Source organism: Prevotella nigrescens (genome assembly GCF_031191185.1).
Taxonomy (GTDB): Bacteria; Bacteroidota; Bacteroidia; order Bacteroidales; family Bacteroidaceae; genus Prevotella; species Prevotella nigrescens.
Map to the genome: position 1 here is coordinate 111,716 of NZ_CP133464.1, position 14,503 is coordinate 126,218.

11 protein-coding genes are annotated in these 14,503 nt (G+C 48.7%); 2 read left to right on the top strand and 9 right to left on the bottom strand.

From position 1 onward, the window contains the following. Positions 1-176 precede the first annotated feature (176 nt). Entirely contained in the window at positions 177-788 is a 612-nt protein-coding gene (locus RDV52_RS00390) for a hypothetical protein (protein ID WP_223381206.1), read from the top strand. 315 nt (positions 789-1,103) lie between these two features. Here the strand turns inward: RDV52_RS00390 and RDV52_RS00395 are convergent, their stop codons facing one another. The 7 genes from RDV52_RS00395 to ileS form a co-directional block, all read right to left on the bottom strand. Then, positions 1,104-2,741 (bottom strand): dipeptidase, encoded by a 1,638-nt coding sequence (locus tag RDV52_RS00395; protein ID WP_004367435.1) that lies wholly within the window; start codon positions 2,739-2,741, stop codon positions 1,104-1,106. Positions 2,742-2,791: 50 nt separating this feature from the next. Continuing rightward, positions 2,792-4,432 carry a M23 family metallopeptidase gene (locus RDV52_RS00400; RefSeq protein WP_004367436.1) on the bottom strand — a complete coding sequence of 547 codons (1,641 nt, stop codon included), beginning with the start codon at positions 4,430-4,432 and terminating at the stop codon, positions 2,792-2,794. A gap of 162 nt (positions 4,433-4,594) precedes the next feature. Next, positions 4,595-4,804 (bottom strand): hypothetical protein, encoded by a 210-nt coding sequence (locus tag RDV52_RS00405; protein ID WP_004367437.1) that lies wholly within the window; start codon positions 4,802-4,804, stop codon positions 4,595-4,597. Then, the gene (locus RDV52_RS00410; protein ID WP_004367438.1) at positions 4,801-5,772 is read right to left on the bottom strand and encodes a DUF4296 domain-containing protein; all 972 of its coding nucleotides are present in this window, start codon (positions 5,770-5,772) and stop codon (positions 4,801-4,803) included. The genes RDV52_RS00405 and RDV52_RS00410 overlap by 4 nt, the downstream gene beginning before the upstream one ends. A gap of 9 nt (positions 5,773-5,781) precedes the next feature. Continuing rightward, positions 5,782-6,477 (bottom strand): lipoprotein signal peptidase, encoded by a 696-nt coding sequence (locus RDV52_RS00415; RefSeq protein WP_004367439.1) that lies wholly within the window; start codon positions 6,475-6,477, stop codon positions 5,782-5,784. Positions 6,478-6,485: 8 nt separating this feature from the next. After that, positions 6,486-6,869: a TraR/DksA family transcriptional regulator gene (locus RDV52_RS00420; RefSeq protein ID WP_004361796.1), complete on the bottom strand. Its 384-nt coding sequence runs from the start codon at positions 6,867-6,869 to the stop codon at positions 6,486-6,488. A gap of 111 nt (positions 6,870-6,980) precedes the next feature. After that, positions 6,981-10,649, bottom strand: coding sequence for an isoleucine--tRNA ligase (gene ileS / locus RDV52_RS00425; protein WP_004367440.1), 3,669 nt, complete (start codon positions 10,647-10,649; stop codon positions 6,981-6,983). Positions 10,650-10,949: 300 nt separating this feature from the next. Here ileS and RDV52_RS00430 point away from each other — a divergent pair, with 300 nt between their 5' ends. Next, complete coding sequence (locus RDV52_RS00430) at positions 10,950-12,533, top strand: PAS domain-containing protein (protein ID WP_004367441.1); 1,584 nt, start codon at positions 10,950-10,952, stop codon at positions 12,531-12,533. A gap of 296 nt (positions 12,534-12,829) precedes the next feature. Here RDV52_RS00430 and queG read toward each other — a convergent pair whose 3' ends face one another. Further along, positions 12,830-13,780, bottom strand: a complete 951-nt coding sequence (queG, locus tag RDV52_RS00435; RefSeq protein ID WP_004367442.1) for a tRNA epoxyqueuosine(34) reductase QueG — start codon at positions 13,778-13,780, stop codon at positions 12,830-12,832. Then, positions 13,749-14,369 carry a polysaccharide deacetylase family protein gene (locus RDV52_RS00440; RefSeq protein WP_004367443.1) on the bottom strand — a complete coding sequence of 207 codons (621 nt, stop codon included), beginning with the start codon at positions 14,367-14,369 and terminating at the stop codon, positions 13,749-13,751. The genes queG and RDV52_RS00440 overlap by 32 nt, the downstream gene beginning before the upstream one ends. Between the last annotated feature and the right edge of the window lie 134 nt (positions 14,370-14,503).

Sequence of the window (14,503 nt, forward strand, 5' to 3'; positions counted from 1 at the left end):
TTTAAACACCTCGTATAAATGCTTGGTTCTGCCTGATATTCACCGCTTTCACCACCCCAAACATAGAAAAAGGCGAACCACAACAGGCTTTAAACCTTCGTTTGCAGGCGTAAAGAAATAATAATAGTATGGGTTTTAACTACACAATAATAATATATATAATTATTTTATCGGGATTGGTATATGCTATTTTTATAGCCATCTATTTCGAAGCAAAGCTTTCTCATCAAACCAATAAAGCCAAAGCGAACATTCTTACAGGCATTTTCATCTCCATTTATACACTAACCGGATTGTCGTCCTTACTATCTTCGCTCTCCAATAGTATGATTATTCGGTATGGATTTCCAACTCTTTTTGCAGCCGAACAGTTAGTTGGAATCATCTTTCTCCTACAATATTTCCGAGAAACAAGGCGTTGGCTGAACAAAAATACCAATGCCGTAACACTTATTTTTAAGAAAAACAGGTCGGCTATTCAGCCAAAACGAATTGTCATAGATGCCATAGACGGTGTGCCAAATGGCAAAGGCATAATCCATTGGATATACAAAAAGTGCCTCATATCGCCGGGAACACACCAGTTTAAGCTTAGAGTAATAGCAAATAAAAAGGGAAGATCGTATGGCGAAGACGAATTTTTATCGTACGAAACACAAGTCACACTACTTCCAGGTGGCAAATACTACATAGAAGAAGACTTAGAACAGCAGTGCATTAACATTACTCCGCTGTTCCACATAAAGGTAGAATATAGCGACGTTGAACCCCAAAACAAAGCAAAATAGACATCTAACCACTCGCAAAAGCAATGCCTAATTAGCACCGAACAAACAATATAACAATAGGAAGAAGACGATATAAGAATACATTCACAACCCATTTCGTGGGTAAACGTAAATTTTCTACGGAATGTTCATTGCCTTGTTAGCAGCCCACAAGCAGCCATAGGGGCAGATTTATTGTGCCCACGTATCCGTACACACCCACAAAATGACGAACGAATATGCGTATGCGATGAAATGATACCCCCAAAGGAGACAAAAAAGCAGTCCAAATGCTACTTTGGAACTGCTCTCTTTGTAAATAAAAAAAATATTATTTTATTCTGCCGGCACCTCAAATTTGTCGCCGGTTTGTTCTATCAGTGCCTTGCGAGCGGCTTGGCTCATGCCCGGACGAGACGGACGTGCACCCCAACCGGTGGCAGTACGTTCGAACTTACCGTCCTTTTCGGGTTTCACTGCCATATCGTTGAACTTCACAATCAGGTAGGTTGCAAGTTGCTTCCACTCGTCCATCATTTCATTACTCTTGGCTATTGAGTAGTCGTTCAGGAACTTAACGGCAGCGTCTCTGTCGGTCCTGTACAGTGCTTCCGCTTCTGCTTCTACTCTGGCTTGATTGTCTGCATAGCCTTTTTCCAACTTGTCGCGCACGGCTTTCAGTGCCGGGAACATCTGAGAGTAGCGTGGATAAACCATGTTTGCTACCCAGTTGCATACCCAGAATGCGTTCTTGTCGGAGAAAGTAACGGCATCTGCCCCCGGAGTATTGAAGCATTCGGCACGCTCAACGTTGCTGCAATAGATTGGAACATAGGCTGCCATGTTGCCATCGTCGTTGGCAAACCAGATGATGCCGCCTATTTCGCGTGGCAACCATGTGCGCAACTGGCATACGTATGAGAATGCGCTCTGCTGTGTAGAGGCAGGACGCTCGGTGAAATATTTCTTTCCGTTGTAGTCGAATGTCAGTGGCGTGGGACGATAAGGCATTTCCCAAAGTCCCTGACCGCAGTCGTTGAGTGTGCTCAAGGCTGTTCCTTCGTAGTGGTCGCGCATGCTCATCTCCATGTCGGCGAGGGTTAGCTTGCGGTCTGGAGCTATCCAAAGGGGCATGTCCTTGGCATTCTTGTCCTTGCCAAGTGCCCAAGGCAAGTATTCAGACATGTCTTTAAAGTGGTTGAAGAAGCTCCATACACGTGCATCGCAGTAGCGGCGACCGCCGAAATCGGGTGCTGCATAAACCATTTTCCAGTTAAAGTCCTTGTCTTTTCCGCTGAACCAACCTTTTTCACGGGCAAATTTGATGCAGTTTTTAGATTTCATTACATCGGTGTTGTAGGTAGAGAACTGTCCGATACGAGCCTGGTTGGCGTGTCCGGAAATCATTCCGTCGGGAATGCGCACGGCAACCCATACCACCTTTTGCTTCTTGTCGCCACCGCAACCCATCATTTCGAGAATCCAGACCTCGTTCGGGTCGGCAATGGTAAAGCTTTCGCCGCTTGACTGATAACCATATTTCTCAACCAAATCGGTCATGATTTTGATGGCTTCGCGGGCTGTCTTGGAACGCTGCAAGCCAAGATACATGAGCGAACCATAGTCGATAAGTCCTGTATTATCTACCATTTCCTTGCGTCCGCCGTAGGTTGTCTCACCAATGCTGACCTGATATTCGTTAATATTTCCTATTACATTATAGGTTTCGGGAGCCTCATCGATGAAGCCGTGGCTTTCGCCTGAGTCGTAATCAACGATTTCGCGCTTGGTGCCTTTTGCGTGTTTGCCGGCAGCATAGTGGCAGAGTTTGCCGAACATACCATAGTCATCGGCACTGTAGGTAACGAACACCGAACCGTCGGTAGTAGCTCCTCGTGTTGCAATAAAGTTTGTGCAAGCCTCCGCCGATGCGAATGAACAGAGAGCAAGCACTGCTAAAAGTAGTTTTTTCATAATTATGTAGGTTTTAAAAAATTAGAGTTTCACATTATTTATATAAGGGTTTAATAAGTGAGTTTCGTTGTGTAGGTAGCTACATTCTGGCGTCTGTCTGTGGCAACGATACGCAACGTGTGTTGCGTTTTCGTGGATAGAACAGGCGTTTTGCGCAGGTCGCAGAAGATGATGGAGCGGTCTTTACCCTGTTCGAACAGCACAAACTTGTTGTCGATATAGGCTTCGTAGCTCTTCACGCCGGTACCTGTGTCGGACAAATGGAAAGCCAATGATGACGGAACTCCCGATGTTTGTCGAATGGCAGGCGGTGTATTGTCGTGCGCAACGTAGTAAACCAGCCCCAAGTCGCGTATGTTTCCCTGCACCCAACCGTCCTTATAAGTTCCGCCACAGTACATTGGCGGAGCACCGGCAGCACTTCCTCGGGCAATGGCTGCCATGTATAGCTTCGAAGGATTGGCTGTTGGAGAGGTTACTCGTATCTTCAAATCGGTGTAGCCGAGCAGCGGTAACGACAAGGGAGCGAAGCGATAGCCTGCCGAAAGGGCTTTCCCAAGAGGTGTCTGCTGCGGTTGAAGCAGACAGTTGCGTGCCAACAACGAACCTTTAACATGTAACAAAGCTGCTCCGAAAGGCACGTTGTTGTTGCGATTTACAAGCAATGCATTAGCACCACCAATGGGTTGTGCAGGCTGAATGGCTTGCGGTGTGCCCAAAACATAGATGTCTTTCACGGTTTTATTGCCATAATAATCTCTGAAAACGTATTGCAGGTGGTATTCGCGCGACTGGTTGAAGTCGATGATGCCCCTTGCAGCGGTCGTCTTAATGAACGGAAGACGGTTGCCGGGTTCGAGGAACGACTTCAGATACCACGTCCGACGGCTGGCAAAATGCTCGTAGTCGCCCCACACGTTCACCATTCTGTTGCATCGTTGGGGTATGTTGTCCACATTGCTTTTGTAGATAAGCTTGCCATCGCAGTACAGTTCGGTATGGCGAACACCATAGTTGTTGTACACGCTGTCCATGTGGTCGTAAGCCCATGTGCCGAATCCTACCTTGCCCCAGGCACGGTATCGGGTGTTGCCAAAGGAATAAATACGACTTTCCTGTGTGTTCTGGAAGACGCCTTTGCCTGCCTGCGGATAGCTTTTGAAAGAATAAGCGGTGGGTGATTCGGTATCGGGTACGATGTGTGAAAGCCAATTCAGTGGGTCCATAAGATTTCCAGTGGCCGTCTGGTGCATCTCCAAATGGAGATGCGGACCTTGCGATGCACCGGTATTTCCGCTGAGCGCAACGAACTGTCCCTTGCTTACGGGAATTTCGCCGGGTCGGAAATGTACATCGCCATTGTAGCTATGGTGTGCATATTGCCAGCGTTCCACAGCTGCCTGCACCTGTGGAGCAAAGCGGTTGAGGTGTACATAGAAGCTGGAATAGCCGTTGGGGTGTGCGATGACGAGTGCTTTCCCGAAGCCATATTCGCCCACGATGGCACGAGAGACGTATCCGTCGGCGATGGAATAGATGCCGAAGTTTACCCCACGTTCGGTTTTTACATCTATTCCGCCGTGGAAATGGTTGGGTCGGGGCTCTCCAAAGTTCCCTGCAAGCTGTACATGTATGTGCACAGGGGAACCAAACGAGAGTGCTGCAAGCAATAAACTAACGAAGAGTTGCATTTGCTTTATATTGTTTTTTGTTTCTTTTTATTCGTTTAAAGTCGCTAAGGAACACTCGGAAACCTATTAGGTACTATGCAAAATAGTATTTATAGGAACAATAGGGAACCTAAAAAACTATCCCCCATAGTGCCTCCCCAAAACCTAAATGCCCTAAAGCGGCTACCTTTCGGCAAGCAATTGCCCATCTTTATAGGCTCGAAGCCCGCCTTGACGCCCTTGGACAACAACCTCGCCGCCTATCCATTCCGTCATGGAAAGCTCCTCCGTAAGCTGGAAAAAACGTTCGACCCTGTCTCCAACTATTTCTATTACAGCAGGTTCTATACGTTCTTTCTCACAGATAACTGCGTTTACGGCTATCCTTCTCATCGTGTCGGAGGCATCGGAAGACCTCTTTTGTGCATTGCTTCCTGCACTGCGCGGTCGTCGGCAATAACCGGTCGGTCAGCATCGGAAGTTGTTTTGCCCTGGTCTTTATGCACCGGTTCACCTCCAACATTACGTATCGGGTACGTATTATTGGTTGAATCGGCAGCTGCTGCAGGCGTTTGCTTCTGCTCGTGCATGCGTATCAGCTTGATATTGGTAATTGCCAAGAGTCGGAAAGTGGTTGAACGCTCTTGCGGTTGCGGCATAAAGAAGTAGCCACGCACCCGCTTTATGCCCACATGCCCTGCGTCCCGGATAGGCACAGCCTCGTGTCCTTCGCTGAAGAAGCGTGCTGTTTCGGTTGCAATACTGTCGTTTCCGAACGTTACGGTAAACACTGCCATGCCCTCGCGTGTACCATCTTGCACGATGAAAAGCGGGTCGAACTCGAGCGTCAGCAGGTCTCCCTTATGGAAAGCAGTATCTGTTTTAACCTCAAAATAATGGTAGTTGTAAGGCGGTTGTGGCATTAATATCATTGCTTTTGCCCTGTTCCACACATTAGCAGTATCGCCTTTGAGCGAAGCATCGCCGTATTGACTGAAGTCGGAAGCCGATATACCTTGCGCTTGTGCTTCCTTTTTCAGTCGTTCGTCTATATTTTCGTAAATCTTTTTCAACCGTTCGGTGTGCCGCATATAGTATTTCAGCGAACTTTCGAACTTTGTTTCGTCTATTCCGTAGCGTTCAAACACAGCCAACTTGTAGGCTTCTTGTTCTGTTGGATTGGCATTTTTAACCGCTGCCATCGACATTGCTACGTGGTAATCGTACAACAAATCCTCCATTTCTCCGGGCTGAATGTAGTCGGAAGGCACGGTAGGCTTACACGAAACCAGCACGAAAGCGAGCAGAACCCATAGTTTTGCCCACGCAACTTGTACTGTGCTGTGTTTCTGTGTGTACATTATTGTAGTTTATTCTTCGCTGTTTTCGGTTGTACTTGTTGTTCTTTCGGCTATGTCGTCGGTCGTTTCCGTTGTCGGCGGCATAGTTTTCGTGTTGTTGAAGTCGCCCCGAAAGAAAAGGAAAAGCACAACCACACCCACCGAGATGCAGGCATCGGCAAAGTTGAAGATTGCCGAAAAGAAAGTAAAATCCTCGCCTCCCCACACCGGAAGCCACTCGGGGAAGGTGCCGTGGAAGAGCGGAAACGAGAACATATCTACCACGTTGCCCATCAATACAGAGGCATAGCCTTCGCCCCACGGTACCAAATGGGCTGGCGGAAGATTGGTATAATAGGGGTGCGACGCCGTGAAGATTTCGCCATAGAAGAGCGAATCCAAGATGTTTCCGGCTGCTCCGGCGTATATCATGCTCAATACGATGATGTAACCCATGCGTGCTCCCTCTTTAATACGCTTGTAAATGTACCACGTCAGCGCACCTACGGCAACTATCCGGAACAGGCTCAGAAAGAGTTTGCTGCCTATTTCCATTCCGAAAGCCATGCCACGGTTTTCTATAAACGATATGCGAAACCAGTTGAACACGACGATTTCCTCGCCGATATTCATATTCAGCTTCACCCATACCTTTATTATCTGGTCAATCAGCAGTAACAAAACGATGGTTGTTACTGCGATTGTGCATTTCCCTTTGTTGCTCATTTCAACCTTTAATGGTCTTTATTGGCTTGCTTCGATGCCACGCTGAGGGTTGCATGCGGCACTATGCGGAGGCGTTCCTTGGGAATTAGCTCTCCCGTAATGCGGTCTATGCCGTACGTCTTGTTGTCTATGCGCACCAATGCAGCCTGTAAGCTTTGTATAAACTTCTGCTGTCGCTGTGCCATTTGCACCAACTCCTCCTTGGTTTGGTTTGTACTGCCTTCTTCCAGAGCCTTGTAGGTAGGCGAAGTGTCGTTTACGTCGTTGGTGTTTTTATTCATCAAGACCTTCATTGTCTCTTCGTAGTCCGACTTAACAACCTCTAATCGTTGGTTAATGATAGCGCGAAACTCCTCGAGTTCCTCATCGCTGTAACGCTTCTTTCCTTCCATAGTTTTTAGTTTAATAGTATCTCACTTGGATTTATCTGTTCTCTATATATGTAATAAGGTGTACTGCACCGTGATGGAAGAGCGTCCAGCCACCACGTGCAGTATCCTTCTCTATGCTTTTTGCACAAGTATTTTGAGTTTAAAGTCGTCGAACTCCACTTCCGTCCCATCGTTTTCGGCTACCAGAATATTGTTTGCCAACACCTGATTTTTTATAAATTCGCCAAAGGAATCGATGGCAGCGACTGCTTCTTCGTTCGGTTGTACGGTAACGATGATACGGTCTGTTATTTCAAAACCGGTTTCCTTGCGGAGGTTCTGAATACGGTTGATAAGTTCGCGCGCCATTCCTTCCCGCTTCAGTTCGTCGGTAAGGTCTACTTCGAGTGCTACGGTGAGGTTGCCTTCGTTGCTTACAAGCCAGCCCGGCATGTCCTCCGAGATTATCTCTACATCGGCTACGTCTACACTGACAGGCTCGCCTTGCAGGTCGAAAGTATAATTTCCGCTCTGCTCGAACTGTGCTATTTCGTCTTGGCTCAGGCTATTCATCTTTGCTGCAACGTCTTTCATGAGTTTGCCGTACTTCTTTCCCATGACACGGAAGTTGCACTTTACCTTCTTCACGAGTATGCCCTGACCTTCCACAAAGTTGAGTTCCTTCACATTAACTTCGTGTTTTATGAGGTCTGCCATGGCTGTAATGCGCTGTCGTTGCGTGTCGTCGATGGCTGGAATCATGATTTGTGCAAGTGGCTGGCGCACTTTAATGTTCACCTTACGGCGCAAAGCCAGCACCATGGAGGTGATGCGCTGAGCCATGTCCATGCGTGCTTCGAGGTCGGTGTCTATGTCTGCCATGTTCGCAACGACCCATTTGTCAAGGTGTACGCTCTCTTTCTTCCCCCCAAGGTCGTGATAGAGCTGGTCAGCATAGAACGGAGCGAACGGTGCGAGCAGCTTTGCCACCGTCATAAGGCAGGTGTACAGCGCATCGTAAGCACTGCATTTGTTGCCGCTCATCTCCTTTCCCCAGAAGCGTTTACGGTTCAGACGCACGTACCAGTTGCTCAAATCGTCGTTCACAAAGCTGTCTATCAGTCGTCCGGCACGGGTTGGGTCGAACGATTGCAGCTCTTTCGTAACCTTCTTCACCAACGAATTGAGCTTTGAAATTATCCAACGGTCTATCTCTGTTGCGTCTTCCGTCAGCACGGCAGCCCCTTCTGCGGGTGCCTCGTAGTTGTCTACGTTGGCATAAAGGGCAAAGAAGCTGTACGTATTATATAATGTGCCGAAGAATTTGCGGCGGCATTCGTCCACGCCTTCGGGGTCGAACTTCAGGTTATCCCACGGTTCGCTGTTGGTCATCATGTAGAAACGCACCGGGTCGGCACCGTATTTCTCCATCATTTCGAACGGATTGGTAACGTTGCCTACGCGCTTGCTCATCTTGTTTCCCTTTGCATCGAGCACGAGTCCGGTAGAAATTACGTTCTTAAACGCAACCGAATCGAACACCATTGTGGCGATTGCGTGGAGCGTGAAGAACCAACCGCGTGTCTGGTCTACCCCTTCGTTGATGAAGTCGGCAGGATAGAAAGCTGGTGGAACGGCTGTTCCGCTGTATGTAGAATGTACAAGTTGCTTGCGATATTCCGCCTCCGTCAGTCTTGTTTTTGCCAAACCTTCCTTGTTTATCTCGCCTTCGAACGGATAGTGGAGCTGTGCATACGGCATGGAACCGCTGTCGAACCACACGTCAATGAGGTCGTCCTCACGCCTCATCGGCTCTCCTGCATCGCTTACGAGTACGATGTCGTCCACGTAAGGGCGGTGCAGGTCGATGCGGTCGTAGTTTTCCTGACTGTAATCGCCCACGACGAAACCGCGTTCCTTAAGCGGATTGCTCTTCATAACGCCTGCACTGACGGCTTTTTCAATCTCGTTGTAGAGCTCTTCGACCGATCCGATGCACTTTTCGTTGCGGTTTGAGTCGCGCCAGATGGGCAACGGCGTACCCCAGAAGCGCGAACGGCTCAAGTTCCAGTCGTTCAGGTTCTCCAACCAGTTGCCAAAACGTCCCGTACCGGTTGATTCCGGTTGCCAGTTAATGGTCTTGTTGAGTTCCACCATACGTGCTTTGGCAGCGGTGTCCTTGATAAACCAGCTGTCGAGCGGATAGTAAAGAATAGGCTTATCGGTACGCCAGCAGTGCGGATAGTTGTGTGTATGTTTCTGAATATTGAAGGCTTCGCCAGCCATTTTCATCTCCATACACATCACGATGTTAAGGTCTTCCGCCTTTTCCGATGCTTTCTTGTCCCACACGCCATCAGGATTGAAACGTGAGTCGTAGGCATTCTTCACGTAGTCGCCGGCGTGTTTGCCGTAAGCCTCCTTGTTTACACAGGCTTCGATAAAGTTCTTGTCGAGTTCGTTTAAGGTGTAATACTTGCCTTGCAAGTCCACCATGGGTCGTGTTTCTCCCTTTTTTGAAATGAGGTAGAGTGCCGGAATGCTGGCATCTCGTGCTACTTTGGCGTCGTCAGCACCGAAAGTAGGTGCTATGTGCACGATACCTGTACCGTCTTCGGTGGTAACGTAGTCGCCAAGAATAATGCGGAAGGCTTCGGTTTCCATCTCTACGAATGCGTCTCTGCCGTCTTCGCTTTGGAATACCTTATCTTTGTGCGCCTCGGCGTAGTTGTTTACGAATGCGGGAGCAAGTTCTCCGATGCGTTCAACGGGCTTAACCCATTTCATGAGCTGCTCGTAGTGAATGCCTTCTAAGTCGGTTCCCATTACCTTTCCTACGATACGGTAGGGCAAAACCTTATCGGCTGGTTCGTAGGCAGGCATTTCGCCTTCCTTCACTTCGCCTTCGGGCTTGAAGTAAGCCGCCACTCGGGTAGATGCCAGTACCACTGTTGCCTTGTCGGCAGTGTATGGATTGTAGGTTTCAACTACCACATATTCTATCTTCGGACCCACACAGAGTGCCGTGTTCGATGGCAATGTCCATGGCGTAGTGGTCCAAGCAATGAACGATGGCTTGCCCCAAGCGTTGGTCTTGATGCCTTGCTTCCGGCAGAAAGCAGCCCAATCGGTTTCCACGATGGTGAAGTGCACCGTTGCAGTGGTATCTTTCACATCGCGATAGCAGCCGGGCTGGTTCAGCTCGTGGCTCGAAAGTCCCGTGCCTGCAGCCGGCGAATAGGGCTGAATGGTGTAGCCTTTGTAGAGCAAACCCTTGTTGTAGAGCTGCTTCAACAGCCACCAAAGCGTTTCTATATATTTGTTGTCGTAGGTGATGTAAGGGTGGTCGAGGTCTACAAAGTAGCCCATATCCTCGGTAAGCTTACGCCATTCGGCTGTAAACTTCATCACGTTCTCACGACATTTATGGTTGTATTCTTCGGTAGAAATGTATTTTTCCGACGCCTTGTTGTCGATGTCTTTCTTCGTAATGCCCAGTTCTTTCTCCACGCTGAGTTCCACAGGCAGTCCGTGTGTGTCCCAGCCAGCCTTGCGGTGTACCTGAAAGCCCTGCATTGTCTTGTATCTGTTGAAGGTATCTTTAATGGCACGTGCCAGCACATGGTGTATTCCGGGGTGCCCGTTTGCAGAGGGGGGACCCTCGAAGAAGACGAATTGCGGTGCACCCGCGCGCTCGTCGATGCTCTTATGGAAGATGCCGTGCTGCTTCCATTCTTCCAACACGTCCTTGTTGGTACGTACCAAGTTCAATCCGGTATGTTCGGCGAATTTCTTAGACATATTTATCTTTTTCTTTTACCTGTTTTCTTTAAGGTTGCAAATGTACGAAATATATTTTGATTATGGCGGGAAAATAACGAAAAAAGACGGGCAAAGAATTTGAAAGCATGTATTCGGCATATTAATAAAGGTACGGACAACTATTTAGAATTATATTATAATTAATAGGGGAATAGAGTTCGGAACTATCTGTCTGCCTATATGTTTAACTTATTTTAATGCGGTGAAAGCACAAATGTTACCTTTCTCTTTTATAAATAGGTGCTATCTTTGTAGCGGTAACAATAAAAACGAATTGCAATGGAGAACAAAATGAAGGCGAATTTGCCTAAGATAGACCAAGAGAAGTTAGACAAAATCTTCGAAATAGAAGACTTGTACGAAAGCGGAAAGATGTCGCTCGAAGAGGCACGGAAGCTGTTTGCCGAAAAGGTTGGCAAAATAAGACCGTACCATATAGCCCTTATAGAACAGACGATGACCGAGGAGGACGACCACGAGTGCATTCGCGTGAACATGACGAAGACGCTGCAGCTGCTCGATGGCTTCATGGACTACTCGCGACCGGACCTTCCCGACGACCACCCCATTACGCATTACTACCGTGAGAACGACGAGATGCGGAAGCTGCTGCTGTCGGCTGAAGACCTGATTCAGTACCCCGTAATCAAGAACCAATGGCTGGAACTATACGACAAGATTAGTCAATATCCGCTGCACTATAAGCGGAAACAGAACCAGCTCTACCCCGTGCTGGAACAAAAGGGCTTCACGCGCCCGACCACCGTGATGTGGACCTTCGACGACTTGGTGCGCGACATCATCAGAGAATCGGCTGCATTGCTCGCCGAAGACAAGGAAGAGGAATTCATTGCCAAGCAACGGGAACTCATAGACTATGCCCGCGACCTGATGCACAAGGAGGAAGTGATTCTCTATCCTACGTCGATGGCACTGATAAACGAACATGAATTTGAGGAAATGAAGGAGGGAGACCAGGAGATTGGCTTCGCTTTCTTCAGCGTGGAACATAAGCCCAAGACATCGGCAACGGCTACGCAACAGCCTGCAGGCGACGGTTTTGCACACGACTTGCAGGCGCTTCTGTCCAAATATGGCTACGGAATGGCACCCGAAAACAAGCTCGACGTAACTACCGGAAAACTTACTTTGGAGCAAATAAACCTGATTTACCAGCATCTTCCGTTCGATATTTCGTTCGTAGACGAGAACGAACTGGTGTGTTTCTACTCTGATACAGACCACCGTATCTTCCCCAGGAGCAAGAACGTAATAGGTCGCGAGGTGATGAATTGCCACCCGAAGAAGAGCGCACACATTGTTCGCGAAGTGGTAGACAAGCTCAGAAGCGGCGAACAAGACAAGGCGGAGTTCTGGATTAACAAGCCCGGCGTGTTCCTGTACATTACTTACGTGGCAGTGAGAGATGCACAGGGACGCTTCAGAGGTGTACTCGAAGTGATGCAAGACTGTACGCACATTCGTGAATTGGAGGGCAGTCAGACGCTGCTTACATGGGCGAACCATGGCAAAGAACCTGCCGGCAAGGGAACAGAAACGCCTGCAGAGAACAAAGAGAACTCCGACAAAACCGAGACGGAGGGGGCAAACGAAGCGATTACGGAGATTACGGAGGACACGAAACTGAAGGATTTGCTAAGGCAACACCCCTTCCTGAAGAAGCGTTTAGCCGAGATTACGCCCTCGTTCCGCATGCTGCAGACTCCTTTGGGCAAGCTCGTTGCATCGCGCGCAACCATAAAAATGATGAGCGAAAAAAGTGGTTTAGCCATCGAAAGAATAATCAATGGCATAACCGATATTATTAAAGACGAAGCACAAAAACAGAAAGCGAACAAGTAGAATGCACATGGCTCCGTCTGCCGAAACATCGGTCAGACGGAGTGTGCACATTGTCCCGGTTTGTAAAACAGGCTCTTTTGGAAAGCAAAACAGGCTCTTTTGGGAGGCAAGACAGGCGTTTTTGCAATGCCAATCCCACTGTTTCGCCATGCACTGATAATGAATGAGTTACATGAAGTCTATTCTTGTGAAAACACTTACACTTTTCTTAGGTGTCAGAAATATAACGGACGCAAGGCAGCCGGGAATGTAGGAGTGGCATTCATCGCATTCCTGACAGCCACGACAAGCAAAAATCAGGTTTTGTCCTTGGCGGAAATGTTCCGCTTCAGACCGTCGAACTTGGCACGTTTCACTGCCGAACCCTTGAAAAGGGCACGATATTGCTCGACGGTAAGGTTGTGCCAATCGGCTTTCGTCATGGCAAGCAGCTCGGACTTGGGCTGAAACTCGGGCGTAGTATTGGGCGTTGCAAACTTGTTCCATGGGCAGGCGGTCTGACAGCGGTCGCACCCATAGATGGTTGAACCCATGCTCTGTTTGGCTTGTTCGGAGAGTTCGCCACGGTTTTCGATGAGCTGATAGGACAGACAACGCTCGCTGTCGAAATTAAAGTCATCGGTTATTGCACAGGTCGGACAGGCTTCTATGCAACGGCGGCACTTGCCACAGCGGCTCGGCATGGGGCTGTCGTAGCTGTCGAACTCGAAAGGCAGGAAGATTTCGCCGAGAAAAAACATCGAACCGGCATGGGGAATGATGAGCTGATGGTTCTTTCCTATCCACCCTAAACCTGCCCGCTGCGCCCAATAGCGTTCCAAAACGGGAGCTGTATCTACAAAAACACGTATCTCTCCGGTGGGTTCTTCATGGTTATTGGTGTGAAAGTTGTTGATGATAATGGCAGCAAGCTGTCGTAGTTTCGCCTTCATCACATCGTGATAGTCCTGCCCGTAGGCGTAGGCAGCCAGCTGATACTCGGTTTCGGGCATGGTCTTGGCAGGTGCATAGTTCATGGCGAGCGACACGATGGACTTCGTTCCGGGCACGAGCAAGCAGGGATTGAGCCGCTTTTCGGTGTAGTTCGCCATGTAGTCCATCGTGGCTTGGCTGCCTTTGCTTATCCAACGGCGCACGGCAGCAGCCGTTTCGGCATCTACCGGTGCTGCAGGTACAACGCCACAAGCAAAAAAGCCGAGACTTTCTGCCTCGGCTTTAATCTCCTTCCTTGAATATTTTAAACTCATATCCTTCGTGTTTCAGCCACTCCAAAGCATGCGGCAAGGCGTAATGAAGCTTGTCGATGCTCTTCAACGAATCGTGAAACGTAATGATAGACCCATTGCGTGCGTACCTGCGGACGTTGCGGAGAACGTCGTGTCCCGTAAGCCATTTGGAGTAATCGCGGGTTACAAGGTCCCACATAACCACCCTGTACCTCCGTTTCACCCACCGATAGACACTATGGCGGAGCCACCCATGCGGCGGACGGAAGAACTTTGACTTGATAAGGGCGTTGGCTTCGGTTACGTCAACGGCATAGGTAAGGGTGAAATGCTTGAACGAACCCAGGTGATGATAGGTGTGGTTGCCCACCAGATGCCCCCTGCGCACCACTTCTTCGTAGAGTTCAGGATACTTCCTTACGTTGTCGCCAACCACAAAGAAGGTTGCTTTCGCACCATATTTGTCGAGCGTGTCGAGTATGAAAGGCGTTGCTTCGGGTATCGGACCGTCGTCGAATGTGAGGTAGACGGCATGTTCGTCGGGCGACATTCGCCACAAAGCGTGTGGGTAAAGCCATCGCAACCAGCGTGCAGATTGTTCTATAAACATAAGTAAATGTGTACTCGTTGTGCCATATAACAGCAGTTTGAAAATATTGTTTTTATGTGGCTGATCGAGAATAACCTATCTCTATCCTATCCGTAACCGCATATAAACAACTGGAAATAAGTACTGTTGCAGTT